This window comes from Phyllobacterium sp. GQ127, assembly GCF_059758635.1.
In genome coordinates this window covers 156,729-181,507 of record NZ_JCAXDZ010000005.1, presented here as the reverse complement: position 1 = coordinate 181,507, position 24,779 = coordinate 156,729, and the positions used below count along the sequence as shown (strand labels likewise).

At 54.9% G+C, this 24,779-nt stretch carries 24 protein-coding genes; 10 read left to right on the top strand and 14 right to left on the bottom strand.

From position 1 onward, the window contains the following. Positions 1-71: 71 nt before the first annotated feature. From AC6CHM_RS18575 to AC6CHM_RS18550, 6 genes are all read right to left on the bottom strand, one after another. Complete coding sequence (locus AC6CHM_RS18575) at positions 72-1,169, bottom strand: SEL1-like repeat protein (RefSeq protein WP_498173995.1); 1,098 nt, start codon at positions 1,167-1,169, stop codon at positions 72-74. A 57-nt stretch (positions 1,170-1,226) separates the two neighbouring features. Continuing rightward, positions 1,227-1,886 (bottom strand): nucleoside/nucleotide kinase family protein, encoded by a 660-nt coding sequence (locus tag AC6CHM_RS18570; protein WP_440808844.1) that lies wholly within the window; start codon positions 1,884-1,886, stop codon positions 1,227-1,229. Further along, on the bottom strand, positions 1,874-2,563 hold the full coding sequence (locus tag AC6CHM_RS18565) for a D-lyxose/D-mannose family sugar isomerase (RefSeq protein ID WP_115053671.1): 690 nt from the start codon (positions 2,561-2,563) through the stop codon (positions 1,874-1,876). Before AC6CHM_RS18565 ends, AC6CHM_RS18570 begins: the two co-directional genes overlap by 13 nt. A gap of 84 nt (positions 2,564-2,647) precedes the next feature. Further along, positions 2,648-3,439 carry an ATP-binding cassette domain-containing protein gene (locus AC6CHM_RS18560; RefSeq protein WP_115053844.1) on the bottom strand — a complete coding sequence of 264 codons (792 nt, stop codon included), beginning with the start codon at positions 3,437-3,439 and terminating at the stop codon, positions 2,648-2,650. Next, positions 3,439-4,524: an ABC transporter permease subunit gene (locus AC6CHM_RS18555; RefSeq protein WP_115053670.1), complete on the bottom strand. Its 1,086-nt coding sequence runs from the start codon at positions 4,522-4,524 to the stop codon at positions 3,439-3,441. The genes AC6CHM_RS18560 and AC6CHM_RS18555 overlap by 1 nt, the downstream gene beginning before the upstream one ends. Positions 4,525-4,712: 188 nt before the next feature. Further along, positions 4,713-5,729 carry a sugar ABC transporter substrate-binding protein gene (locus tag AC6CHM_RS18550; protein ID WP_115053843.1) on the bottom strand — a complete coding sequence of 339 codons (1,017 nt, stop codon included), beginning with the start codon at positions 5,727-5,729 and terminating at the stop codon, positions 4,713-4,715. A gap of 322 nt (positions 5,730-6,051) precedes the next feature. Here AC6CHM_RS18550 and AC6CHM_RS18545 point away from each other — a divergent pair, with 322 nt between their 5' ends. The 3 genes from AC6CHM_RS18545 to AC6CHM_RS18535 all read left to right on the top strand — a co-directional run bounded on the left by AC6CHM_RS18545 (position 6,052) and on the right by AC6CHM_RS18535 (position 8,656). Continuing rightward, positions 6,052-7,200: an ROK family protein gene (locus AC6CHM_RS18545; RefSeq protein WP_336442021.1), complete on the top strand. Its 1,149-nt coding sequence runs from the start codon at positions 6,052-6,054 to the stop codon at positions 7,198-7,200. Between the two features lie 65 nt (positions 7,201-7,265). Further along, positions 7,266-7,703, top strand: a complete 438-nt coding sequence (locus AC6CHM_RS18540; protein ID WP_498173991.1) for an RbsD/FucU family protein — start codon at positions 7,266-7,268, stop codon at positions 7,701-7,703. A 17-nt stretch (positions 7,704-7,720) separates the two neighbouring features. Continuing rightward, positions 7,721-8,656 (top strand): carbohydrate kinase family protein, encoded by a 936-nt coding sequence (locus AC6CHM_RS18535; protein ID WP_337355006.1) that lies wholly within the window; start codon positions 7,721-7,723, stop codon positions 8,654-8,656. Between the two features lie 125 nt (positions 8,657-8,781). On the opposite strand, the gene AC6CHM_RS18530 is transcribed toward AC6CHM_RS18535, so the two are convergent. From AC6CHM_RS18530 to AC6CHM_RS18500, 7 genes are all read right to left on the bottom strand, one after another. Continuing rightward, positions 8,782-9,042, bottom strand: coding sequence for a YjiS-like domain-containing protein (locus tag AC6CHM_RS18530; protein WP_307275343.1), 261 nt, complete (start codon positions 9,040-9,042; stop codon positions 8,782-8,784). 11 nt (positions 9,043-9,053) lie between these two features. Next, on the bottom strand, positions 9,054-9,647 hold the full coding sequence (locus AC6CHM_RS18525) for a TetR family transcriptional regulator C-terminal domain-containing protein (RefSeq protein WP_115053665.1): 594 nt from the start codon (positions 9,645-9,647) through the stop codon (positions 9,054-9,056). Positions 9,648-9,936: 289 nt separating this feature from the next. Continuing rightward, positions 9,937-11,409: a M81 family metallopeptidase gene (locus AC6CHM_RS18520; protein WP_498173988.1), complete on the bottom strand. Its 1,473-nt coding sequence runs from the start codon at positions 11,407-11,409 to the stop codon at positions 9,937-9,939. 185 nt (positions 11,410-11,594) lie between these two features. Beyond that, complete coding sequence (locus AC6CHM_RS18515; protein WP_307275947.1) at positions 11,595-11,963, bottom strand: RidA family protein; 369 nt, start codon at positions 11,961-11,963, stop codon at positions 11,595-11,597. An 18-nt stretch (positions 11,964-11,981) separates the two neighbouring features. Further along, positions 11,982-12,806 carry a carbohydrate ABC transporter permease gene (locus AC6CHM_RS18510; protein ID WP_115053662.1) on the bottom strand — a complete coding sequence of 275 codons (825 nt, stop codon included), beginning with the start codon at positions 12,804-12,806 and terminating at the stop codon, positions 11,982-11,984. Then, a complete protein-coding gene (locus AC6CHM_RS18505; protein ID WP_307275351.1) occupies positions 12,803-13,672 on the bottom strand; it encodes a carbohydrate ABC transporter permease in 870 nt (289 codons plus the stop codon). Before AC6CHM_RS18505 ends, AC6CHM_RS18510 begins: the two co-directional genes overlap by 4 nt. A gap of 177 nt (positions 13,673-13,849) precedes the next feature. Next, positions 13,850-15,073: an ABC transporter substrate-binding protein gene (locus AC6CHM_RS18500; protein ID WP_498173985.1), complete on the bottom strand. Its 1,224-nt coding sequence runs from the start codon at positions 15,071-15,073 to the stop codon at positions 13,850-13,852. 182 nt (positions 15,074-15,255) lie between these two features. Between AC6CHM_RS18500 and AC6CHM_RS18495 the strand changes: the two genes are divergently transcribed. The 4 genes from AC6CHM_RS18495 to AC6CHM_RS18480 all read left to right on the top strand — a co-directional run bounded on the left by AC6CHM_RS18495 (position 15,256) and on the right by AC6CHM_RS18480 (position 19,230). Then, positions 15,256-16,047, top strand: coding sequence for an SDR family oxidoreductase (locus tag AC6CHM_RS18495; RefSeq protein WP_115053659.1), 792 nt, complete (start codon positions 15,256-15,258; stop codon positions 16,045-16,047). 1 nt (position 16,048) lies between these two features. After that, positions 16,049-17,116 (top strand): ABC transporter ATP-binding protein, encoded by a 1,068-nt coding sequence (locus AC6CHM_RS18490; protein ID WP_115053658.1) that lies wholly within the window; start codon positions 16,049-16,051, stop codon positions 17,114-17,116. A 174-nt stretch (positions 17,117-17,290) separates the two neighbouring features. Further along, positions 17,291-18,169 carry a MurR/RpiR family transcriptional regulator gene (locus AC6CHM_RS18485; protein ID WP_115053657.1) on the top strand — a complete coding sequence of 293 codons (879 nt, stop codon included), beginning with the start codon at positions 17,291-17,293 and terminating at the stop codon, positions 18,167-18,169. Positions 18,170-18,171: 2 nt separating this feature from the next. Beyond that, complete coding sequence (locus AC6CHM_RS18480) at positions 18,172-19,230, top strand: D-TA family PLP-dependent enzyme (protein ID WP_337355009.1); 1,059 nt, start codon at positions 18,172-18,174, stop codon at positions 19,228-19,230. Positions 19,231-19,431: 201 nt separating this feature from the next. Here AC6CHM_RS18480 and AC6CHM_RS18475 read toward each other — a convergent pair whose 3' ends face one another. Next, positions 19,432-21,912, bottom strand: coding sequence for an EAL domain-containing protein (locus tag AC6CHM_RS18475; RefSeq protein ID WP_498173982.1), 2,481 nt, complete (start codon positions 21,910-21,912; stop codon positions 19,432-19,434). A 455-nt stretch (positions 21,913-22,367) separates the two neighbouring features. On the opposite strand from AC6CHM_RS18475, the gene AC6CHM_RS18470 reads away from it, so the two are divergent. The 3 genes from AC6CHM_RS18470 to kduD are packed head-to-tail and all read left to right on the top strand — an operon-like array spanning position 22,368 to position 24,762. Next, on the top strand, positions 22,368-23,126 hold the full coding sequence (locus tag AC6CHM_RS18470; RefSeq protein ID WP_115053654.1) for a GntR family transcriptional regulator: 759 nt from the start codon (positions 22,368-22,370) through the stop codon (positions 23,124-23,126). Positions 23,127-23,173: 47 nt separating this feature from the next. Beyond that, positions 23,174-24,010, top strand: a complete 837-nt coding sequence (kduI, locus tag AC6CHM_RS18465; RefSeq protein ID WP_337355011.1) for a 5-dehydro-4-deoxy-D-glucuronate isomerase — start codon at positions 23,174-23,176, stop codon at positions 24,008-24,010. After that, positions 24,007-24,762 carry a 2-dehydro-3-deoxy-D-gluconate 5-dehydrogenase KduD gene (kduD, locus tag AC6CHM_RS18460; RefSeq protein ID WP_115053652.1) on the top strand — a complete coding sequence of 252 codons (756 nt, stop codon included), beginning with the start codon at positions 24,007-24,009 and terminating at the stop codon, positions 24,760-24,762. Before kduI ends, kduD begins: the two co-directional genes overlap by 4 nt. The last annotated feature ends 17 nt before the right edge of the window (positions 24,763-24,779 follow it).

Sequence of the window (24,779 nt, the reverse complement as noted above, 5' to 3'; positions counted from 1 at the left end):
GGTTTCGCATTTGAAATTGATAGCTGGATTAAACAAAGAACGCTTCCGAACGAGCCTGCCGCAAGCGTTCTTTATTGGTTGGCTTTAAGCGCTTCCGCTGCAAGTTCATTGCCCTGATCGGCAGCAAGCTTCCACCAATGGAGAGCCTTCTTCATATCCTTTTTAACGCCGCGTCCCATATTATAAAAGACGCCGATATTATATTGCGAGGCGGCATAACCTTGTTCTGCAGCCAGCTGAAACAGCTCCATGGCCTTTTTATAATCCTTGTCCACGCCAACGCCTGCCGCATATTGCAGACCAAGATTGTCAAGCGCGACCGAGTAGCCCTGATCGGCTGAAAGCTGATAAAATTCAACAGCCTTTTTCGGGTCCTTGGGCAAACCGCCCCGCCCTTCAAGATACATGTTTCCAAGGCTCATCTGCGAACGGTATGAACCCTGCTCCGCTGCCTTCGTATACCAGACAACGGCCTCCTTATCGCTCTGCTCGACGCCTTCGCCACTCTCATAGGCATAACCCAGATAGTTCTGCGCATCCGCATTGCCCTGATCCGCAGATTTCCGGTAGAGGGCAGCAGCAGCAGCCTTGTCCACCTCAACGCCATAGCCATTGGCATAGACATTGGCGAGGTAATATTGGGCCAGTGCATCGCCCTGATCGGCACCTTTGGTCAGCCAGATGAGTGCCTGCGCATCATCTTCTTCAACGCCAATGCCGTTGGAATAGAGAAAGCCGAGATTGCGTTCGGCCCGCGCCAATCCCTGCTCTGCCGCCTTGCGATACCAGAGCGCGGCTTCCGCCGGATTTTCCTCCGTGCCAAGCCCCAAGCGATAAACATCCCCTATGGCATTTTGCGCGAGCGCATAATTTTGATCCGCCGATTTGTTGAGCAGATCGCGGGCCTTTGCATAATCCTCCACACCGGTATAGCCGTTGAGAAAAATGCTGGCGACGCCATATTGTGCTGCAGCTTCACCCTTATCGGCGAGCGGCTCCCAAAGCTTCAATGCAGTGACATAATCTTCATTGTCAAAGGCGGTCTGGGCCGCATCTGACCAAGCCAAGGACGGAACGGACAGCACAAGGCTGGCCGCCAGGAAAATAGCTCTGAAATTCACGATCGCACCCCGCGCCTCATTGATCCTTTGAGGACTATGGCGCGGCATGCCGGAATGCAAGTGGCCCGATTCTGAAATTTTCTTTCAATCGGGAGCCACCAAGCTCTAATTCTTCAAGATGAAATCCGCAGGTCGTGAGTGCTCAAGCACGAGATCGGCATTGGGCATATCATTGGACAATGCCCTCGCCTGTGCCGAGCCAACATTATAGCCGAAACCGAGCCAGCGCTGCACCAACCGGTTTTCAAGCTCAAGCCGGTCCACCTGCAAGAATACCGTCATGTCGAACAGCGGTTCCAGACGGTTCCAGGGCGCCTGATCGAGCAGGAGATAATTACCTTCAACAAGCAAAATCCGCTGATCGGCCTTTACGATATCTGCTCCCGCGCGCGCCAGATCGAGCTTGCGGTCGAAAAGTGGGATAACGATATCCTCGCCGCCCTCGCGAAGCCGCCTCAGCATGACCTCGAAGCCAGCGCAATCAAATGTGGGTGGAGAACCCTTGCGCTTGCGCATGTCCCGCGCATCGAGAATGGCATTATCAAGATGAAACCCATCCATCGGCACGACCACCGCCGCATCCGGATCGCGCGCGTTGATGGCGGCGCAAAGCGTCGCTGAAACCGTGGATTTGCCGGCACCCGGAGGGCCAGCAATCGCCACGACAAGCCGTTTCGTATCGGCGGCACGGGCGAGAATGGCCGAGACCAGCTCTTGCGCGGTCACGGCTTCCTGCCTGTCGTCCAATAGGGTCAGGCCAGCCATTTGTCGTAATCGGAAACGAGCAAATGCAAAGGCGCTTCATCCTCTTCGATATTGGAGAAGCGGCCGATCGGCTCACGGAAAATATTGTCGGTCAGATCGTCATTGACCGTCGAAACTTCACCGATCAGCACATCGCCGCCCTCGCCCCAGAAAGCGTGCCAATTGCCCGGCAATAGCGTCACACTCTCACCCGGCTGCAGCTTCAAAAGGCCGCCGGCCTTCTGGCGCACGATACGGCCATCAGTGGCAACTTCCACATCGGTCTTTTCGTCTACGCTGCCATCTTCATTGGAGTTGAAAAGTTCCAGCACCAGCGTGCCGCCGCCGCGATTGATGATATCTTCCGCCTTGACGATGTGGCGATGCATGGGTGACAGCTGCTTCTCGCGGCTGATCATGATCTTTTCGGCATAAAGCATGCCGCCACCCTTTTTCAGATCTTCCTGATTGCCGTTCCGGGTGGTGAAGAGAAACAGACCAAGTTCATCGAACTTGCCCTGACCGTAATCGGTGATATCCCAACCAAGACGCGCATCGAGAATTGCCTTGGCATCGCTTGATGTGCGAGCCTTCAATTCTTCCGGCGACCAATAGGCGAAGGGCGGCATGACATAGCCGAACGAGCGAATGAACTTGTCGCTCTCGCGGATGATCGCATTGATTTCAGAACGCTTCATTCTCAAAAATTCCTATGGGTATAGTGGGTCGATTGGCAGCTGTATATCTCCCCTTTGCGGGGAAGATATACTTGTAATATTCGTTCAGTTTACCTGTGCTGGCGGCGTTTTCGCTCCGGTCATAAAGGCGACGGCGTCCGACATCGTATATTCTTTGGGGTTGATCACTGTTAAGCGTTTTCCCAGGCGGTGGATGTGAATACGGTCTGCCACTTCGAAAACATGTGGCATATTATGCGAGATCAGCACGATTGGCAGCCCGCGTTTTTTTACATCCTGAATAAGCTCCAGAACGCGGCGCGATTCCTTGACGCCGAGTGCAGCTGTCGGCTCATCCATGATGATGACTTTGGAGCCGAAAGCCGCCGCACGCGCCACGGCAACGCCCTGACGTTGGCCACCCGACAGGGTTTCCACCGTCTGGCTGATGTTCTGGATGGTCATGAGGCCAAGCTCCGTGAGCTTGTCACGCGCCATCTTTTCCATCGCCTTGCGGTCGAGCATGCGGAACAGGCTTCCCGCAATGCCAGGTTTACGCAATTCACGGCCGAGGAACATATTGTCGGCAATGGAAAGCGCGGGAGACAGAGCGAGGTTCTGGTAGACCGTCTCGATACCCGCATCGCGCGCTTCCATGGGCGAGCGAAAATTGATGACCTTGCCATCCAGTTTGATCTCGCCCTCATCGGGATGCACGGCACCGGAAATCGCCTTGATCAGTGAGGATTTTCCGGCACCATTATCGCCGATAACTGCCAGCACTTCGCCGGGGTAAAGGTCGAAATCGGCGTGATCCAGTGCCGTGACACGGCCATAGCGCTTGACCAGACCGCGTGCTGTGAGCAGCGGGGTCGCGGAGGTTTGTGTCGTGCTCATCAGCTTGCCGCCTTTCTGATCCACTGGTCGATTGCCACAGCTGCTATAATCAGCACGCCAATCATGAGATAGGTCCACTGCACATCCGTGCCATACATGCGCATGCCGAAAGAGAATACGCCGACAATGAGCGCACCGAAGAGCATGCCGAGAATGGAGCCGCGCCCACCGAACAGCGACATGCCGCCGATAACCACAGCCGTTATGGATTCAATATTGGCGAACTGGCCAATCTGCGGTGAAACCGAGCCATTGCGGCCAATCTGCGCCCAACCGGCCAGCCCGCAAATGAGGCCCGCAAGAACATAGACCGAGACAAGCACGCGCTTGGTTCGCACGCCCGAAAGCTGCGCAGCTTCCGGATCATCGCCGATCGCATAAAGATGACGGCCCCAGGCAGTATAGTTGAGCACATACCAAAGCAGCATGATCAGCAGGATCATGGCGAACACGCCATAGGTGAACATGGCCCCGCCACCCAGATTGATCTTGTCGCCGAAGAATTGCAGCAAGGGAGCGTTCTGCTCGATCTCCTGGGCGCGGATCGTCTCATTATTGGAATAGATATAGGTCGTGGCAAGAAATATCTGCCACGTGCCAAGGGTGACGATGAATGGCGGAAGTTTCACATAGGCAATCAGCATGCCGTTGATGAAGCCGCAAAAGGCACCGAGCGCCAGCCCGCAGGCGACAGCCACCTCGACAGGCAGGCCGTAGCGGAAGGTAAACTGCCCCATGACCACCGAAGACAGAACCATGATGGCGCCGACGGAAAGGTCGATACCGGCGGTAAGAACGACGAGGGTCTGCGCCGCTCCGACGATGCCGACAATGGCCACCTGCTGCAGGATCAGCGTCAACGCGAATGGCGTGAAGAAACGCGATCCGACCAGCGCGGCGAAAATGACCAGCGACAGGACCAGAACAATAAGGGGGACGGCTGCCGGACTTGAATGCAGGAAATGCCGTATCTTTTCCAGCGCGCTCTTGTCATCGCTGTCAAAGCTGGCGACGGTCGTCGCGCTTTGCGTCAGCACGCTTTCGAACTCCTGCCCCTTATGAGGCGTTCGCTCTGTTTCTGTCATAATGTGACCTCCCTAGAACAGGGTAATGAATTCTGTTGAAAACAAAAGGCTGGGCGCGATGCTAACCCTCCTCCTTGTGGGAGGGAAGCTGCGAAGCAGCAGGGAGGGGTCTTTACAAAGTGAGAAGAACCCCTGCCCGTCGCTACGCTCCGTCCCTCCCCCCCAAGGGGAGGGTAAGACCGCTCAGATCAGCCCCAGCACTTGGCCAGGCCGTCCTTGACGCTGATCGACTCAACACCCTTGACCGGCTTGTCAGTGACCAGCGCGACGCCGGTATCGAAGAAGGTCTTGCCTTCCGTTGGCTTTGGCTTTTCGCCGGTATCGGCAAACTTCTTGATGGCCTCAATGCCGAGCGCTGCCATGGCAAGCGGGTATTGCTGCGATGTCGCGCCGATAACACCGGCTTCAACATTCTTGACGCCCGGGCAACCACCATCGATGGAAACGAGCAGAACGTCCTTTTCCTTGCCGACCGCTTTCAGAGCCTCATAGGCACCGGCAGCTGCAGGCTCGTTGATCGTGTGCACGACATTGATGCTTGGGTCTTTCTGCAGAAGGCTTTCCATTGCCTTGCGGCCGCCTTCTTCATTGCCATTGGTGATGTCGTGGCCAACAATGCGCGGGTCAGTTTCGTCGCCGATCTTGTTGATATCGGCAACATCAATGCCAAAGCCCTTCATGAAACCCTGATCGCGCAGAACGTCAACCGATGGCTGTGATGGGGTGAGGTTGAGGAAAGCAATCTTGGCATCCTTCGCCTTGTCACCCAAAGTACCGGCAGCCCACTTGCCGACCAGTTCACCGGCCAGAAGATTATCCGTTGCGAAGGTCGCATCGGCAGCATCGACAGGATCAAGCGGCGTATCGAGCGCGATAACCAGAAGACCGGCATCACGTGCCTGCTTGACCGAGGAAACAATACCGGCTGTGTCGGATGCTGTGATCAAAATACCCTTGGCACCATCGGCGATGCAGGTCTCGATTGCCGCGACCTGGCTTTCACTGTCGCCGTCGATCTTGCCCGCATAGGCCTTCAGCTCAACGCCGAGTTCCTTGGCTTTGGCCTGCGCACCTTCCTTCATCTTGACGAAAAACGGATTGGTGTCTGTCTTGGTGATCAGGCATGCGCTGACATCCGCAGCCTGTGCAGGCGCGGCCAAAGCGGCCAGAGCAACGACAGCCGCTCCAAATACCGTGGATTTCAAATATAGATTCTTAGCCATGTGTGACTTCCTCCTATGGACGCGGCAAGCGCATACTCGTCCGCATTGAGACCGTGTTCGACAGGTCCCTGTTCAATTTTCTAAACATCTCGGACAGTTATCCTCCCGGCCAAGTGCCCTATAAGCAAATACCACTCGTCCCAACCTGTCAACATTAATAAATCACTGTGATTTAATATTGACAGAAGCCGGTCCCCGTTCCATTGTCCCAGGGAAATCGGGAGGAATTTCGTTGGCTATTCGAGTATCGGAGCGAAGTGCCGCCGCGCGGCCGTCGCATCATCACGGTACGAACCAGAGCGGCATGCGCGATCACAATGAGCGTGTGGTGCTGTCGCTGCTTCGCCAGCATGGCAGCCTTGCCAAGACGGCGATTGCGCGGATGAGCGGGCTCTCCGCCCAGACAAGCTCAATCATCATGCGCATGCTGGAAGCCGATGAACTGCTGATCCGCGAAGAGCCTTTGCGCGGGCGGATTGGTCAACCCATGATCCCCATGGCGCTTAATCCTGAAGGCGCATTCTTCTTTGGCTTCAAGATCGGGCGGCGCAGCGCCGACCTTGTGCTGATCGATTTTCTCGGGCGCATCCGCTCAATGCGCCATACGCCCTATGATTATCTGGCACCGACGCCGATCTTTCGCATTGCTGCAGAAGGCATGCGGGACATGCTGGCCGAATTGACACCCAAACAGCGCGAAAGGGTCGCGGGGATCGGTATTGCCGCGCCGTTTGAGCTGTGGAAATGGGCCGATGCCGTCGGCGCGCCGCAGGAGGTGCTGGACCAGTGGCGCGACTGCGATATCCGTGCCCGAATCCAGGAGCTCTGCTCCTTCCCCGCCTATTTGCAAAATGACATGACCGCCGCCTGCGGCGCAGAGCTTGTCTTTGGCCAAACCAAAGATATCAATGATTTCGTCTATTTCTATATCGGTTCGTTTATCGGCGGCGGTATCGTCATCAATGGCAGTCTTTATCCCGGGCGCAGCGGCAATGCGGGTGCGCTTGGCTCAATGCCGGTATTCGGGAATGACGGCACAGCCCGCCAGCTCATCGATATGGCTTCAATCACCGGTCTTGAGCGCGTCGTCACCACGCTTGGCCGTGACCCCTCGCCGCTCTGGGCTTCGCCTGACGATTGGGGACAGATGGGCCCCGAACTCGACGAGTGGATCGACACAGCCGGCAAAGCGATTGCGCAGGCTGTCGTCGCATCGGCCTCGGTTGTGGATTTTGAAGCCGCAATTATCGATGGCTGGATGCCTGAAGATGTTCGCGCCCGGGTCGTGGAGGCCGTTCAAAAACATATAAATACGTTCCGGCTGGAGGGACTATCGCTTCCCTCAATTCTTGCAGGAACTGTTGGGATCCATGCCCGTTCACTGGGAGCCGCCAGCCTGCCCCTGGCTGACCGTTTCCTTCTGGGCCAGAAGATTTTCAGGAAAGAAATTTAGTGCATGCAAAATTATGGCTTTAAGAAAAATGGGATGCCGATTGCTATTCTCTCTGGTGATGTCTCATGTTGATTGGAATTTCCCCAATGCTGGGGCCGGAACTGCTGGCGACACTGCGCGCCATGGGACATGGCGACGAGATTGCACTCGTCGACGGCAATTATCCGGCGCAGGAAGATGCTCGGCGGCTGATCCGCGCCGATGGCCTGCCGCTGATTCCGCTTCTCGATGCAATCTTGCAAGTGCTGCCTGTCGATGACTTCGTACCACAGGCATTGTTCCGCGCTTCCGTAATGGGCGATCCGGACCGCGCCGACCCCGTTCACCACGAAATGCAGGCTGTCTGCTCCAGACGCGCGCCGGGGTTTGAATTGGTTGCGCTCAATGGCGAGGCACTCTATGCGCGCATCAAAAAGGCGCACACGATTGTTGCGACAGGTGAACCTCGACTTTATGCCAATATCATCATCCGCAAGGGTGTGATTTATCCAGATAAGTCCTGAATCCAGAGAGATATTCTATGATTTTATGTTGTGGTGAAGCCCTGATCGACATGCTGCCGCGCCAGACCGGCGCCGGAGAAGCTGCTTTTGCTCCTTATGTCGGCGGCGCTGTTTTCAATACGGCGATTGCCCTCGGACGGCTTGGGGTGCCAACCGAATTCTTTTCGGGAATTTCTTCGGATTTCTTTGGCCAGATGTTGCGGGACAGCCTGGCACAAAACCATGTTGGCACACGCTATGCGCATATTTCGCCGCAGCCGACCACATTGGCTTTCGTGCGGCTTGTTGACGGACAGGCCAGCTATATTTTCTATGATGAAAACAGCGCGGGGCGGTCCCTGACAACAGACCATTTGCCGGTGCTGGACGATAATGTCACCACAGTGCAATTTGGGGCGATCAGTCTCATTCCGGAACCTTGCGGCGCGACCTATGAAGCGCTGATGGCGCGCGAGCATGAAAAGCGCGTCATCGTGCTCGACCCGAACATCCGACCCGGTTTCATTCCTGACAAGGAAAAGCATCTCGCCCGCATGCGCCGCATGATCGCCATGACCGATATTGTCAAGATTTCCGATGAGGATATGCGATGGTTCGGTGAAGCCGGAACGATGGACGAAATCGCAAAACGCTGGATCGTTGCGGCAGATCAACAGGGACCGAAACTCATTCTCGTTACCCATGGCGCTGATGGCGTTACCGGCTATACGCAGGATCAGACCGTGCATGTCGATGCGCAGCGTGTTGAGGTTGTCGATACGGTGGGCGCTGGCGATACATTTACCGCCGGTGTACTGGCTTCATTGCAGGAAGCCGGGCTTTTGACGAAAACGGCCCTGCCTGCCCTGACACAGGATCAGATCAGCGCTGCGCTGACACTTGGTGCCAAGGCCGCCGCAGTGACTGTTTCCCGTGCAGGCGCAAACCCGCCCTGGCGGAGTGAGCTGGGCTAGGTTGCCATCCCTTGGCGCTCCCCCGTTGGCTTATGTGCAAGGTTAACTATTCGCATTAATATAGCGGGTGGTTCGACGGGCTTGTCGAAGGGTGAACCACGCATCACCCTAATGCATGCCGAAAATCACTTCAATTCTCTCGCCCGCCGATCCAGCTCCAAGGCCTCCGCTCTTGTCAGGCCAATATCATCGAGCATGCGATCGCTGAGGCGGGCCAGAGGCGCATCTTCCGCGCTAACCACGCCACCGGAAGCAAAACTTGTGCGGACTCTTTCGACAAACCGCTCAAGCAAACCGGCCTTATTGGAGTTTCGCAACGAATAGCTGCGGCCAGTGCGATAGTTGCGGTCAATTTCTAGTAGACCAGTCGTCTCTATATAAGCCATAATAAATACTCCTATGATGTGCGGGTCAGCAGACCGTCGAGCGTCATCGCGCGGAACCGCTGTAATGGTTTGATGCTTCCTTCCGCCTTCATTCTGATCAGCGCGCCCTCATAGGCATCAATCAGAAAGGCGGCCGTCTCATCCGGATCAAGATGTTCCGGCAATTCTCCGGCATCACGTGCCTCACGCAACACCGTTTTAAAATCCTCCTGCCAGGCGGTGAATGAGCGATTCAGCTCGCGCTGGAGCACTTCGCTATGGGCCGCAATGGACTGGGCAAGATTGCCAAGAAGACAACCGCAGGTTGGATCGCCGCTGCTATAGACTGTCTCGTAATAATCGAAATAATCACGCAGACGTTGGAGCGGTGCTTTCGACCTATTTTCCAGCAGAAGACGCGTGCGTACCTTCTGGTTGTTGGTGCAATAGTTTGCAAGCACCGCCGAAGCAAACTCTTCCTTGCTTTCGAAGAAGTGATAGAACGAACCCTTGGGCACGCCCGCCGACTTGAGGATCGGGCCGATTCCCGCGCCATCATAGCCGTGGGAAAGAAGCGCCTTCAGGCCCTCATCAATCAAAACTGCTCGTGTGTCGATCTTGCTCATAAGGTTATAATAGACCAGTCGTCTAGTAATTGCAAGGGGCGTTTTTTTGCCCTTTGACTAGCTCGGTCTAACGCTCCGGTAGGGCCTGCTGCAAATAGTATAGTGCGTGGTTCGACGAAGCTCACCATGAGGAAAGTGCGTAGGTTGCAATGACAGTCTCCAGCGTTGCAAGAGCTGGCTCCCTGCACTCAGCTCTCTTCCTCATGGTGAGCCCTCCTGAGCGAGCCGAAGGGCAAACCACGCACAATCTAAAAGCCACGCAAGCATGTGCCTTGAGATGACCGAAATACTAACCGAAAGGATTTTCCACTCTTGGCCAGATCTCACGCGAGAGCTTGCGGTAGTCTGTTTTTTTCGGGTTTGAGGGATAAGGCGCGCCCGCATCAATATAGATGATCTCCGACGCCACCGGCTCGAACCCCGCGTGGAAATGATTGGTTGATTTGACCAGCAATATATCTTTTGACAAGGGATCAATGCCAATATTGGAAAAGATGTCAGGCTCAAAAGTCTGGGTGCGGTTCGTGTTGAGGATGACGTCGATATCCGTGCCTTCAAGGCGGATCAGCGCTGCGGGCCCAAGCGTAACCCGGCTCTTACCAAAGCTTTGCCAGCCTTCCTCCACGGCCCTTACCACCTCGACACGCGCATCAATAGGCGCGCCGCCATCAGGACCGGCCTTGCCGCCAAAGCGCAGCTGTATCAGCGCGCCCTCGCCTGCGGCGAGGCAAAAGGTGACGGCGATAGGGTCCCAGATCGTCGCAACAGCCACATTGCCAATACCGCGTTCGATAATGCGATTGAGGATCAGCGTGCCATCGCCCGCTACACCGCCGCCGGGATTGTCCCAGACATCGGCGACAACCACAGGCTTGCCCGGGCGTTGCGCGACAATCGCCATGGTCGCATCAAGCCCCGCTTCCGTGTCGAGCATTGGCATAGCCGTTGTGCCACGCAGGGCAAAAAGCTCCATGCCCAGCTTTTCCGCCAAAGCATCGCCCTTGGCCTTTTCATTATCCGTCACAACCATGAGCTGTGTTCCCAGCTCCGGCACGTCGCCCGCCATAAAACCATGGATCAGCGAGACGGAAAGAATACCATCCTTGCCGTGCAGCGCTTTCATGCGATCCACATAGGACCGCATCGGCTCGCGGCTTGTGGGATAGACGCCGATCATGCGGCAATCGAAGGTTGAAATGACCGGCTTGATCTCGCCACGGAGTGTCCGCAGGGCCAGGTCAACCACATGTTCGCCCCGCTCGTAGAAATCAGTATGGGGAAATTCGAGAAATGCCGCCAATATATCCGCATTGGCGACGCGCTTTTTCGTCAGATGGCTATGGGGATCGAGTTCCGAAGCAATAAGAATATCCGGGCCGACAATGGCGCGGATGCGCTCCAGAAGATCGCCTTCGCAATCATCATAACCCTGCGCGACCATGGCACCATGCAGGCCAAGAATAACGCCATCAACCGGCATTGCCGCCGTGAGCTGGTCGAGAATCTCGTCGCGCAGATCTTCATAGGTCTTGCGCTGCAACAGGCCGCCGGGCTCGGCCCATGTTGCTGTCCCTTCGATAAGCTCGAAACCTTCTTCCTGCGCGCGGCGGCGCAGGACCACCATCGGCGCCGAGCACAATGTCGGCGTATCCGGGTGCTGGCCGGGACCGGCATAAAATGCCATCTCAAAGCTGGCGCGATCTGTCGGCACTGGCGAGGAGGTGTTGGTCTCGGTAGCGAAGGATGCGGTGAATATACGCATTTTATGCTTTCGGTTGGGTGGTTAGTTCATTTGAGGGTATGTTGCAGCAATGAAGTGCGCCCTTCGACAAGCTCAGGATGAGGGAGTTAGTTGATTGCAGGGAGCTTGATCTGAAGCGTTGAAGATGAGCTTCTTTGCAACCCGCTACCTCCCTCATCCTGAGCTTGTCGAAGGGCGCACAATATTCATGCAGGCTTATAGGCCACCGCTTCAATCTCGATTTTGATATCGATCATCAGCCGCGATTCAATGGTTGTGCGCGCGGGCGGGTTCTGCGGAAAATAGGTGGCATAGGTCTTGTTGAAGGCAGCAAATTCGCGCGCATCTTCTAAAATGACGAATGTCTTGACCACATCGGAAAGCTCTGCCCCCGCAAGGGCGAGCGCGGCTTTGATGTTTTCCATGACCTGCTTGGTCTGGGCTTCGATACCGCCAATAATGACTGTTCCATCCGCGCCAACCGGCACCTGACCGGAAATATAGATGAAATCCCCTGCCCGAACCGCTGGCGACAATGGCACATGCGACTGGCCGAAATGCTGTTTTGTCATGATCTGTTTCCTGTTGTTGAATTATTTCACTGCGCCGATGGAAAGTCCGCGCACCAGATAGCGTTGCAGCCAGGCGAAAAGTATGGCGACCGGCACTGACGCGACGAAAGCGGCGGCCATAACATAGTGCCAATCGACCGTATAGCGCCCCGCAACCAGCGAAAAGACGCGGATCGGCAAAGTATAGCTGCCTTCGGTGCGCAGCATGGTCAGCGCAATGACAAACTCATTCCAAGCATTGATGAAGGTGAAAATCGCCGTAACCACCATGGCGGGAACCGCCAGCGGTAGAAACACGGTGAAGAGCGTGCGCGTGCGGCTTGCGCCTTCCATCCACGCGGCCTCTTCCAGATCGCGCGGGATGGTGGAGAAATAGCTTTGCAGCATCCACACGCAAAAGGCGATGTTGAAGGCCGTATAGATGATGACGAGCACATTGAGGCTATCAATCATACCCGCCCCGGCAACAAGGCGGAAAAGCCCGATGACCAGTACGATGGGCGAGAGCATTTGCGAGATGAGCAAAAACTGGCGGAAGGCATTGCGCCCGGCAAATTGATAGCGGCTGAGCGCATAGGCGGCAGGAATGGAGACAAGGATCGTCAGGGCAGTGGACAGGCCGGACACGTAAAGCGAATTGGCCAGTGCCGATGCAATGCCGGAGGTGCGCCACATTTCCGGGAAATTTTGCCAATGCAGCTCGTCCGGCCACCAGGTCGGATTGAGCACTTCCGTTGCGGATTTCAGCGAGCTTATGGCCATCACCGCATAGGGAAACAGGATCACCACGACAATAGGCGACAGGAAAAGCCAGAACAGAATGGAGCGTTTCAGTTTCTTGCTCATTGCTTTTCCTCCCGCATGGCGAGGCGCACATAAAGAATAGTGAAAATAATGAGAATGGCGAACATGATCAGCGAAACGGCGGCGGCTTCGCCCAGCCTGCCCATGCGGAAGGCGGTTTTATAAAGATAGGTGACCAGAATATCGGTGGAATTGGCCGGACCGCCCTGCGTCGTCGCCCAGATGATGGGGAAGGAATTGAACACATAAATCGTGTTCAGCACGAAGGCGATATTGATGAAGGGCTTGAGCAGAGGCAGCGTGATCAGGCGAAACTGGTCCCAGCGTCCCGCACCCTCAGTCGCCGCCGCCTCATAGAGATCTTCCGGCACGGAAGAAAGGCCGCCAAGGAAGATTGTGACCGTAAAGGGCACCGAGACCAGAATGCCGATGAGTATCTGCATGGGAAAAGCGGTCGAGGCTTCCGCCAGCCACTGAATATTGGTGTTGATGATCCCGAGATCACGCAGCGCCGAATTAAGCATGCCGCTTTCGCCATTCAACGCCCAGCGCCAGACAATTGCAGTCATGGTCAAGGATATGGCCCAAGGCAGCATGATGAGAATGCGCGCAATGCCGCGGCCATAAAAATCCTCATTGAGGATAAGCGCGATGGGAACGGAAACAATCAGCGTGCCAATGACAACGGCAGCGGTCCAGAACAGGGTGCGCCATGTCGCGGCAATGAAATCCGGATTGGCGAACAGGCTGCGATAATGCTCAAGACCGATGAAATCCTTCAACATGCCAAAGCGGTTCACATCATGCAACGATAGCGAGACGATCTCCTTTAGCGGCCAAAGGATGATGGCAGCCGCCAGAAGAAAGCTCGGCAGGATGAGAAAATAGGGGACTGAAGCCCGTTGCATCGATGGAATTACCTTTGGTTTGTAAAAGACCCCTCCCCGGACCTGGGGTCCGTCCCTCCCCACAAGGGGGAGGGTTGGGCTAGCGCTTGACCCGACTTTAGAGCCAGATAGCCGGATGTGGCACCATGCCCTCCCCCTTGTGGGGAGGGTGGCTGCCAAGCAGCCGGGAGGGGTATGTTACTTCAACGTCTCATTGATCTTGGCGGCGGCTTCTTTCAGCGTTGGCTCGATCTCGCCCTGCCCCAGATAAATCTTCTGGATGGCGTTGGACGTTGTCTGGGCAATGTCTTCCCAGCCCGGAATGACCGGAGCAAAACGCGCATTCGGAAGAAGGTTCGCGAATACTTTCAGATCGGCATTATCGGCAAAATACGGGTCTTTGGCTTCTTCGGCATTGACGGGAAGGAAGCCCTCGATCTTGTCAAATTTTGTGCGCTGTTCCGTCGTGAACAGGAAGTCGAGGAATTTCCATGCTGCTTCCTTGTTCTTTGAATTTTCGAACAGGACGATGGAATCCGTCACGCCATAGGTACCCTTGCCGCCATCAGGACCGGCGGGAATGGGCGCTACGCCATAATTGAGATTTGGCGCTTCGGTCTTGATCTGGCCGGAAAGGAATGGCGCGGTGATGACGGTTGCAACCTTGCCCTGCTTGAACAGATTCTGCACATCTTCGCGACTATAGGAGGTAACACCCGGCTGGGTCAGACCGCCATCGATAAAGCTCTTGTAAAGCGTCGCCGTATCAATGGCTGCTTTTGAATCAAGACCGGATTTCCCATCCTTGACGATCTCGCCGCCATTGGCCCAGAGCCCATAATAGAAATAGACATCCGTCTCGATTTCCTTGCCCTGCAAGCCGAAACCATAGGTCTCGGTGCCAAGCGCCTTGATCTTTTCGGCGCTCGTCTTGAAGTCTGCCCAGGTTGCAGGCGGGGTATCAATGCCAGCCTTGGCGAAGATATCCTTGTTATAATACATGGCGCGCGCTGAAGCTGCGATCGGCAGGCCATAAACCTTACCGTCCATGACCGATGGCGTGAGGAATGTATCGATGAAGCGCGCCTTGAAATCCGGCGTAATATTGCCGTCAAGCGGGGCGATAATGCCTTCCTTGACATAATCCAGCAGCCAGCGCGTGCCGATAATGGAAAGGTCGGCATTGGCACCGGCCGAAATATCGGTCGTCAGTTTCTGCTGGAGGCTGTCCCAAGGCACAACTTCGATCTGGATTTTCGTATCTGGATTGGCCGCTTCGAAGGCTTTGGCAGCTTCTTCGAAATAGGGGCCTGTGCCCTTGCTGTATTCAGCAATGGTGACGCGGACGGTGTCGGCAAATGCTCCACCCGAAAAGGCGAGAAGGCTAAGGCCTGCAAGTAGGCTTAGTTTTCTGATCATCATGATGTTCCCCTTTGTTACACGCCGCATTCTCCCATCGGCGTAATTTTGAAACTTTCACCATCATTCTATGTAATTTATTTTCATGCAAGTCAAAAATTGAGGGGTTATGACAGTTTTATGTTGCTTTTTTTCATATGCCGTCATTAATAAGCTAGGGGAACATTTCAAAACAAGGTCACGATATGACTTCAGAGACATTGCACAGAGCCCTTGGTTTGTATGGCAAACAGGTGTTTATAACCGGCGCGGGTGGCGGCATCGGGCAAGCATTGATCGACACGTTCAATGCGGCAGGGGCCATTGTTTCAGGCGCCGATCAAGATGAGAGCTTATTGACCGGTCTGCCGCTGGCAAATGGGCTTGTCTTCAACATCAATGACAAGGCGCAGACTGGCAGCGCAATTCGAAACTTTATTGCCGATCACGGCACACCGGACGTATTGATCAATAATGCCGGCTTTTCCCGCGGCGAGATTCTCGATCAGGTCGATGGCGATGTTTGGGAGCGCGAAATTGCGACCAATCTAAATGGCGCATTTCATGTCACGGACCCGATTGCCGAGGCCATGGCCGCAAAAGGCGGCGGCAGCATCGTATTCATCTCATCGGTCAATGCGCTCAGCCATTTCGGCAATCCCGCCTATTCGGCCGCTAAGGCTGGCATGATCGCCTATATGAAGGCGCTCGCAGTTGAGCGCGGCCGCTTCGGTATAAGGTCCAATGCAGTGTGCCCCGGATCGGTGCGCACGCCGGCATGGGATCATCGTCTGGAAAAACAGCCGGAGCTTCTGGCAAAGGTTCTGCCGCATTATCCGCTCGGACGCCTTGTAACGCCTGGCGAAGTGGCGCAAGCAGCCTTCTTCCTCAGTTGCGCCTCCGCATCGGGAATTACCGGTGCAACACTGACTGTCGATGCTGGCCTGACAGCAGGCAATCTCCATTTCATCAATGACGTGCTCGCCGGAGACAAGTGACATGGCCGGACTACAGATCAAGCAACTCGCCAAATCCTATGGCGCAATGAATATACTGCATGGGATCGACCTCGAAGTGCGGGACGGCGAATTTCTGGTGCTGATCGGACCTTCCGGCTGCGGGAAATCCACGCTCCTGCGCATGATTGCCGGATTGGAGGATATTTCTTCCGGTGAGTTATGGATCGGTGACCGCCTGTCCAATGGTCTGCCGCCGCAGCAGCGCAATATTTCGATGGTGTTTCAGAGCTATGCTTTGTTTCCGCATATGAGTGTGCGCAAGAATATCGGCTTTGGTCCGAAAATCCGGCGCGAGTCGGCTGCAGCCATTGACGCGAAGGTCGGCAAGGCTGCGGAAACGCTCAATCTGCATGACTATCTGGACCGCGTGCCGCGCCAACTTTCCGGCGGGCAGCGCCAGCGGGTTGCAATGGGGCGTACAATCGTGCGCGAGCCGGACCTGTTCTTATTCGATGAGCCGCTTTCCAATCTTGATGCCAAGCTGCGCGTGCAGATGCGCACGGAGCTGAAGGCGCTTCACCAGCAGTTAAAGACCACAATGGTCTATGTTACCCATGACCAGATCGAAGCCATGACCATGGCGGACCGAATCGTTGTCATGAATGCCGGGCGTATTGAGCAGGCGGGCTCGCCACTTGAGCTTTACGACAAGCCGGTCAACAAATTCGTTGCGGGTTTCCTTGGCTCGCCCGCCATGACCTTCATTCCTGGAACATTGGAGCGCGGCGATGGCGCGCCAAAGGTTCGCACCGACAATGGCACCATCATTCCGGTCGGCGATACCACTGCCGCTTCGGGCCAGCCGGTCGAGATCGGCATACGCCCCGAACATTACCGCCTCGCACCTGATGGCAATGGATTTGCCTATCACGTCGAGGTGATTGAGCCGACAGGTTCCGAGACCCATTTGTTCGGCACGATTTCCGGTGTTGCCGTGCGCTGCGTGTTCCGTGATCGTTTGGCGCCGGAGCCCGGCACTCAATTATCATTGACGGTTGACCCGGCAAAGGTGCATGTCTTTGACGCTAAAACCGGAAACAGAATTTGACCTGTGCTTGGTTCGCCCTTCGACAAGCTCAGGATAGCCAACCATAAGGAAGGTGGGTTGCTTGCATAAAGCTGTGAGGTTACTGGCTTTTGTTTTGCCACTAAATTCCTCCCTCATGGTGAGCTTGTCAAACCACGCACATCGTTATTGCAAACGAGATGGATAAAGCAACAGATGGCACCACCGCATTTCGACATCGTTGCAAGGCTGAGAGAAGTTGCCGATACAGGCAAACATTCCGACAGCCAGGTCGCAGCTGCGATCTTGTCCGATGCGGATTTCGCCACTCATGCGCCTATCAACAAGCTGGCCGAAAAGGCTGGGGTGAGCGAGCCGACAATCACGCGTTTCTGCCGTATGCTCGGTTTTGAGGGCACGCGGGATTTCAAGGTAAGGCTGGCGCAATCGCTTGCTATTGCCGGGCGGTTTATCGCGCCGGGACCCGCGCAGGATGAAAACGGCAGTGTGACGTCGGTCATCGCGCGCAGCGCCGTCGATGCTGTCGAAACCGTGTGCAATCTGATCAACAGAGACGATCTGGAACTTGCGGCCTCGCTCATTGCGCAAGCGGGAATGGTTCGCGCCTATGGCTCCGGCGGGTCGTCCTCAATGGCAGCTACCGAAATGGAAAATCGCCTGTTCCGCCTGGGCATTGCCGCCTCATCGCATATTGATGGCGAAATGCAGCAGATGACAGCGGCAACCAGCAACAAGGATACCGTAATCATTGCCTATTCGCTTTCAGGGGAAATCAAGCCCTTGATCGAGGCCGTCATGATCGCGCGGCGCTATGGCGCCAAAACAATTGCCTTCACGGCACCCGGCACGAAGCTTGCGGCGGCCGCAGAACTTGTCATGCCTTTTCACATTGACGAAGGCACCAATGTTTACCGGCCCTCCCCCGCCCGCTATGCCCTGCTCGCGCTTACCGATATGCTGGCAATGACCGTTGCCGAAAAAATCGGTGCCCCTGCCGTCGAGCGGATGCGCCGCATCAAGAACCTGCAAGCCATGCACGCCAATAACGCGACCACACTGCCGCTCGGAGATTGAGATTGAAGCTGACCGATATTGATACACCCGCTGTTCTCATCGACACGGACCGCGCAGAGGCAAATCTGCAAAAATTCCAGACCTATGCCGACAATCATGCCTTGACCGTGCGTCCGCATATCAAGACACATAAATTGCCGCGTTTTGCCAAACGAGCCATAGAGCTTGGCGCTATCGGGATTACTTGCCAAAAACTCGGCGAGGCTGAAGTGATGGCCGATGCGGGAATGAGCGATATTTTCATCCCCTACAATATTATCGGCAAGGCAAAGCTTGAGCGTCTTGCCAAGCTTAATGAGCGCATCACGATCAGCGTAACCGCAGATAATGAAACGGCCATACGCGGTTATGCCGAGGCTTTTGCCGGGCGCAAGAAGCCACTGACCGTTCTGGTCGAATGCGATACGGGCATGGGCCGCTGCGGCGTTCAATCCCCGCAGGAAGCGGTCGCGCTTGCCAAGCTGATCGACGCATCGGAAGGGCTTAACTTTGCCGGCTTCATGACATATCCGAAAACTGGCGGTATCGAAACCACGCAGGCATTTCTCGCAGAGGCGGAAAAACTGGCGATCGCAGCGGGGCTGGACCCGCACACCATTTCCAATGGCGGAACCCCCGATATGTGGCGGGCTCACGAAGTGGCGAGCGCAACGGAACACCGTCCTGGCACTTATATCTATATGGATCTCTTTCAGGTCGCCAAAGGTGCCGGCACCCTTGATGATTGCGCTCTCACCGTGCTTGCAACTGTCGTAAGCCGCCCGACCGAAAATCGCGCCATCATCGACGCGGGCTCGAAGTCGCTGACAAGCGATACATTGGGTTTAAGCGGATTTGGCAGGGTGGTGGAATATCCAGATGCGGTCATTTCCTCGCTTAGCGAAGAGCATGGCACAATCGACCTGTCTGCATGTGAGCACAAGCCCAAGGTAGGCGAGCGCATCCGCATCATCCCCAATCATGCCTGTGTCGTGTCCAATCTCTTCGATAGTGTCGTGCTTATTTCGGGCGATACGGTCACTGAGATCGCCCCGGTGGCCGCTCGCGGGCGTGTTGATTAGGGGATGGGTAGGCTTATTGCATTTGGCCCATCGCCTAGCTCGGCAATTAAACTTGCAACTATATAGTGCGTGGTTCGATGAGGCTCACCATGAGGAAAGTTGGTAAACTGCACAGATAATCTTCACCGTTTAAAATCATCTCAGCTTCCTCATTGTGAGCCTCATCGAACCACGCACAAAGTCGGTGCAGACGTCATCTGCTCAGTGAGCGGGCTCATTGGAGAACATGGCGGCGTTCTCGTCATAGCGCGACAGAAACTCCTGTTCCGAGCCCGAATGGCCAAACCATGGACCCCGGCCAAAATTGCAGCCGCATTTTACCAATGGCTCGATGATGGCATGCGTATCAATTCCAACGGCTATTCTTTCCATATCCAGTTTTCCTGCCAGTTCGCATACTGCTGACAGAATGACTCGCTCGGGGCCTGGCTGGTCAATGTTCCGATAGGCCTCCGACCCAATCATCATTCCATCATATTGGAGCGCCATGGCTCCATTTACCGTAGAATGAGACATGGCAAACTGGTCGACTATCAGGCGGAAACCGATATCCCGCAGCCTGCGCATGACACGGAAGATCTGCTGATCGTCAAGCATCGCAATATTCTGCGAAATAATGAAATTTACTTCCGAAGCATTGACGCCCCATTCGGCCTGCAGCTCCCTGATGCGTTCAATGAACAGCGGGTCCATGAGCTGGGGGAAAGAAAGCTTGATCCCGATCAGTAATTTATTGTCGGGATAGTATTTTTTGAAATTGTGCAGGAATTCAAACGCTCGTGACATGATAAAAAGGCCGAGATGAAGAATGGAGCCATTTTGTTCAAAGATTGGAATGAACTTATGCGATTTGATGTCTCCGAATTCCGGATGATGCCAGATAACACTTGTATGCGCTTCGCAAATCCGGCCTGTCCGCAAATCCACGACAGGGCGATATCTCACTGAAAATTCGCCGCGCCCGATGGCCCGCGTAATATCACCGCCAAAATCCAAAGCTGCCCGCAGATCCTGAATGAGAGCGGAATTGTGCCAGACAGCATCTTCGCTCTTGGTGTCTTCCGCGTGATACATGGCACCATTGGCGCGGCGCAGCAAAGAGCCGAATGGCTCTATTTGCCCCTGTTTCTGGGCGACGGAGCAGGCAATAACCGGTGAAATACGTATCCCCTCATTTTCATAAGGCAACCGCATTTCCGCAAGCATCTTGCGCATGAGAGGAATATCCACCCCCTCGTCGCTGGGATAGATATAGGCTATCAGATTATTGTTGAGGCAGCCCACGACGCCCCCTGCAAGCGTGGCTTGAATCTTGTCGATCTTGCTGCTGATCATTCGTGCCAGAACCTCATCGCCAAAAATGCTGGCGATCTGATGGTAATTGCATATTTTTATGAGGATCAGATCAATCTGGCCTTCCTTGCCAACCAGCAAATCATACTCTTTGACCAAGCCGGCCTGATTGAGAAAACCGCTGGCCGGATCATGATAGGCCAGAAATTCGAGGCGCGTCTGATTGCGTTGCAGAACAAGACGCATTCTTTCAATCACCGAGGCCAGCAGGCCGACTTCTCTAATATTGGTGGGAACGGAGATGGGCGTGTCCAGATTGAGATTGCCGACATCTGTCACAGCCCTTGAAAGCCGCATCAATGGATTGACGACAAAGCTCGCGGCCCAGGCAGTCAGCGCAATGCTTATTGCAAGCCCGATCAAGCAGACGGCCGTATAATACCAGTCCCAATCCGCCTTCGCCGATAATTCGTCACCAAGTGTAACGACGACGCGCCAGCCTTTGAGATCAAACTTATCCAGAGATACGGCGTTTCCCAGGTCGGCGGAGATTTTGCTTGTGTCCCGCCCGATCGTGAATTGACCGCCCGAAACCGAAAGCTCCTCTCCGGAAGGCGTGAAAACGCTAATTTCCTGGACAGTATTGCCTGTCGCGCTGCTCAGGAATGCGCTGATGCGATTGACGCACATGTCGAGTGCAAGGACCCCTAAAGGCTTCCGATCCGGATCAAAAATTGGCAGAACCCGGGTCATGGTCCATACGCTGCCTTGCGTGGAAGCGCACAGATCACTGGTATTATTCACCACATAGGGAGCACTCCAGGTCGGTGTCCTGCCGACAATACCGCCGCGATACCAGCCTCGCTCAAACAGATTGAAGTCACGTTCTTGCATGGGCCTGTCCGGCCTTGTCACAAGAAGACGCGATGGGTTGTCCGATTGCGTCTTGCCCTGCCCCTTAAAATCCCGGTCGGTCTCCTTGATCTTGAAAACGCTTAACAGATGACCATTGCTTGCACCGAAACGGAGAACCGACACCTGGATAGGAACCCGCTCTGGAGTGGCCCTATCCGCCTCGATAAAAGAAAAAACACATTCAGCATTGCTGCATCCAGCAGCTTTTACCCGCGATGCAAAAGCATCGGCATATTCCTCAAGCGGCGTAACAAGATGGCCGAGTTGATTGGCGATATCTCTGGCCAGAAACTCCGCCGTCCTGTCAGCATAAGTCTTTGTCAGATCGGTACGTTGCGTCTGCAAGATCAGGCTAAAACCCAAAAACAGCACAATCAGCAGGGCCAAAAGCGGAAGGCCAATAACTGCGACCACGGGGACGCCAAAAATGCGTTGACGGGATGTGTCCAGTGATTTGCCTGAATCCGTTTCCATAATATTCGTGAAACTTTCCAAAAAACGCACAATACCCAAAATGAAATGGTTTACGGGCAATTTTTATATCGTAAATATTACCTGGTGACGCGCCTAACGGCACATAATTTCACAAAGCTTTTAATCAGTCGTCAAAGAACAGCCCGTTCTTATCGAAATATCGTGCACGCTACTATAAAATCAGAATTCAGTCTCGACGAGAGGTTGTACTTCATCGGCAATACAACCGGATACAATCTCGCTTCGGTGTATATGCGTAAACTGTGCAACGCATAATTGCAACAGCTTTCCCGGCAGTGATCCTTCGGCCCGCTTCAGCGGAAAGCAAGCGCTTGCCAAAACTAAAATATTAGAATATTTATATTTCAAATCCTTTGGGAGGAGGTTTTCTTGCAGTATCAAAAGTTCCGGTTTCCCCTGTTAACGACCCGCCTTGCGGGCGATTGCGGCTTTCAGTGACCGATAACCCCGTCGCATCATCGGAGCGGAAGCGTGACCGGGCTCACCCGCTCGCGACATCCAGCACGGACTATGCTCAGCAGCGGGCAGCCACCCCCAGGGCTGCAACCCATATTTACAAGCAACTGCTTGACGACATTATTTCGCTGCGCCGCAGACCGATGGAGCCCATTCTTGAGAAGGAAATTGCCGCGCAGTTTGGCGTGAGCCGCACGCCTGTCCACCAAGCGGTTTTGCGACTTGCCGATGACGGGCTGATCGATATTTTTCCACAATCGGGAACTTTCGTTTCGCGCATTCCGCGACGCGCGCTCTATGAAGCAATCCTCATCCGCAAATCCCTTGAAGAGACGACCGTGAAGCTGGCTGCCGAACAGGCGGGGCCTGCCGATATTGCCCGGCTGGAACGAAGCATTGCCGATCTCGTGGCCGCCGAAGCATCTGGCGACAATGAACGCTTTCACAGCGCTGATACGGATTTTCATCTGTCGATCAATTCAATTGCCGGATTTCCCGGCATATGGAACGTGATCCAGCAGGTAAAGATGCAGATCGACCGCTATCGGCGGCTGACACTGCCGCTCAGCGGGCGTCTTACCCGCGTCATTGTCGAGCATGAAGCAATTCTCGATGGCATCCGCCGCCACGATATAGCGCACGCAACAGAAGCCATGGGTTTTCACCTCGGGCAGATGCTGAACGAGGTGAAAGACACGACGAATGTCGACCCGGCATTTTTCATCGATGATGACTGACTGACTGCTTTTAAAGCGGCAAAACACCGACATGCAAAGGTTCTGAAATGAAGATCGAAGTGAGACAGGTTTGCCATCCGGATGCGGTACGCAATTTTGACACGGACGAACTGCGTCGTCATTTCCTGATGGAAAACATGTTCGAGGCCGATGAGATTACCCTCACCTATAGTCATATTGACCGGTTGATCATTGGCGGGGCGGTGCCCCTCTCCAAGCCTCTGCCGCTGACTGCGCCCACTCCCGTGGGTCAGGAATTCTTTCTTGCGCAACGAGAACTTGGCATATTCAACATTGGCGGCGCTGGCCGCGTGTCGCTTGACGGCATTGTGCACGAACTTGCCACCCGCGACTGTCTCTATGTCGGCAAAGGCGTCGTCAATGTGATCTTCGAGAGCGTGGATGCGGCAAATCCGGCTAAGTTCTATCTACTTTCAACGCCTGCTCACGCTTCGCATCCAAATGTGCTTATCAAGCCTGAACAAGCCAACAAGCTGATACTGGGCGATCAGCTGACCGCCAATAAGCGTACGCTTTACCAGTATATCCACCCGGATATTTGCGAGAGCTGCCAGCTTGTCATGGGCATGACACAGCTCGAACCCGGCAATATGTGGAACACCATGCCCTGCCATACGCATGACCGCCGCTCGGAGGCCTATCTTTATTTCGACCTTGCCACCGATACCCGCATTTTTCACATGATGGGCGAGCCGACTCAGACGCGCCACATGATCGTGGCAAATGAGCAGGCGATCCTTTCCCCCGGCTGGTCGATCCATTCCGGCGTGGGCACGGCCAATTATGCCTTCATCTGGGCAATGGGCGGCGACAATAAGAGCTTTACCGACATGGACCACGTACCGATGAGTGTGCTGCGATGAACAATCTTTTCGATCTTCAGGGCAAGGTAGCGATTGTTACCGGAGCCAATACCGGCATCGGCCAGGGTATAGCCCTGGCCCTCGCACAGGCAGGCGCTTCCATCGCTGCCGTTGGACGTTCGTCCATGGATGACACGCGTCATTTGATAGAAGCGGCGGGCAGACAATTCATCGAGATCAAGGCCGATCTCGGGACGATTGAACCTGTTGGCAGGATCATCGACGAAACGCTTCAATCTTTCGAACGTCTGGATATCCTCGTCAATAATGCGGGCATTATCCGGCGCAATGACGCCGTGGATTTCACCGAAGAGGATTGGGATGCGGTGATTGACACCAATCTCAAATCGGCATTCTTCCTGTCGCAAGCCGCCGGACGGCACATGATCGGTAAAGGGCAAGGCAAGATTATCAACATTGCTTCGCTTTTGTCGTTTCAAGGCGGCATTCGGATTCCATCCTATACGGCATCGAAAAGCGGACTTGCAGGCATTACCCGGCTGCTTGCCTGCGAATGGGCCGCCAAGGGCGTAAACGTAAACGCCATCGCTCCCGGCTATTTCGTGACCAATAACACAACCGCCTTGCGCGAAGATCAGGACCGCAGCGCGCAAATTCTGGCGCGTATTCCAGCCGCCCGTTGGGGCGAACCTTCCGACATAGGCGGCGCCGCGGTCTTCCTCGCCTCCAAGGCCTCTGACTATGTGCATGGAACAGTTCTGCCTGTCGATGGCGGTTGGCTGGCTCGATGACAAACTCTGAAAAGCGT

Bases quoted from the DNA above. Each gene is read 5' to 3' on its own strand.
- AC6CHM_RS18495 (WP_115053659.1), top strand. From the start codon at position 15,256: ATGACTTCAGAGACATTGCACAGAGCCCTTGGTTTGTATGGCAAACAG.
- AC6CHM_RS18510 (WP_115053662.1), bottom strand. From the start codon at position 12,806: ATGAGCAAGAAACTGAAACGCTCCATTCTGTTCTGGCTTTTCCTGTCG.
- AC6CHM_RS18525 (WP_115053665.1), bottom strand. From the start codon at position 9,647: ATGAGCAAGATCGACACACGAGCAGTTTTGATTGATGAGGGCCTGAAG.
- AC6CHM_RS18535 (WP_337355006.1), top strand. From the start codon at position 7,721: ATGATTTTATGTTGTGGTGAAGCCCTGATCGACATGCTGCCGCGCCAG.
- AC6CHM_RS18505 (WP_307275351.1), bottom strand. From the start codon at position 13,672: ATGCAACGGGCTTCAGTCCCCTATTTTCTCATCCTGCCGAGCTTTCTT.
- AC6CHM_RS18555 (WP_115053670.1), bottom strand. From the start codon at position 4,524: ATGACAGAAACAGAGCGAACGCCTCATAAGGGGCAGGAGTTCGAAAGC.
- AC6CHM_RS18540 (WP_498173991.1), top strand. From the start codon at position 7,266: ATGTTGATTGGAATTTCCCCAATGCTGGGGCCGGAACTGCTGGCGACA.
- AC6CHM_RS18570 (WP_440808844.1), bottom strand. From the start codon at position 1,886: ATGGCTGGCCTGACCCTATTGGACGACAGGCAGGAAGCCGTGACCGCG.
- AC6CHM_RS18575 (WP_498173995.1), bottom strand. From the start codon at position 1,169: ATGCCGCGCCATAGTCCTCAAAGGATCAATGAGGCGCGGGGTGCGATC.
- kduI (WP_337355011.1), top strand. From the start codon at position 23,174: ATGAAGATCGAAGTGAGACAGGTTTGCCATCCGGATGCGGTACGCAAT.
- AC6CHM_RS18475 (WP_498173982.1), bottom strand. From the start codon at position 21,912: ATGGAAACGGATTCAGGCAAATCACTGGACACATCCCGTCAACGCATT.
- AC6CHM_RS18560 (WP_115053844.1), bottom strand. From the start codon at position 3,439: ATGAGCACGACACAAACCTCCGCGACCCCGCTGCTCACAGCACGCGGT.
- AC6CHM_RS18545 (WP_336442021.1), top strand. From the start codon at position 6,052: ATGCGCGATCACAATGAGCGTGTGGTGCTGTCGCTGCTTCGCCAGCAT.
- AC6CHM_RS18520 (WP_498173988.1), bottom strand. From the start codon at position 11,409: ATGCGTATATTCACCGCATCCTTCGCTACCGAGACCAACACCTCCTCG.
- AC6CHM_RS18565 (WP_115053671.1), bottom strand. From the start codon at position 2,563: ATGAAGCGTTCTGAAATCAATGCGATCATCCGCGAGAGCGACAAGTTC.
- AC6CHM_RS18490 (WP_115053658.1), top strand. From the start codon at position 16,049: ATGGCCGGACTACAGATCAAGCAACTCGCCAAATCCTATGGCGCAATG.
- kduD (WP_115053652.1), top strand. From the start codon at position 24,007: ATGAACAATCTTTTCGATCTTCAGGGCAAGGTAGCGATTGTTACCGGA.
- AC6CHM_RS18500 (WP_498173985.1), bottom strand. From the start codon at position 15,073: ATGATGATCAGAAAACTAAGCCTACTTGCAGGCCTTAGCCTTCTCGCC.
- AC6CHM_RS18485 (WP_115053657.1), top strand. From the start codon at position 17,291: ATGGCACCACCGCATTTCGACATCGTTGCAAGGCTGAGAGAAGTTGCC.
- AC6CHM_RS18530 (WP_307275343.1), bottom strand. From the start codon at position 9,042: ATGGCTTATATAGAGACGACTGGTCTACTAGAAATTGACCGCAACTAT.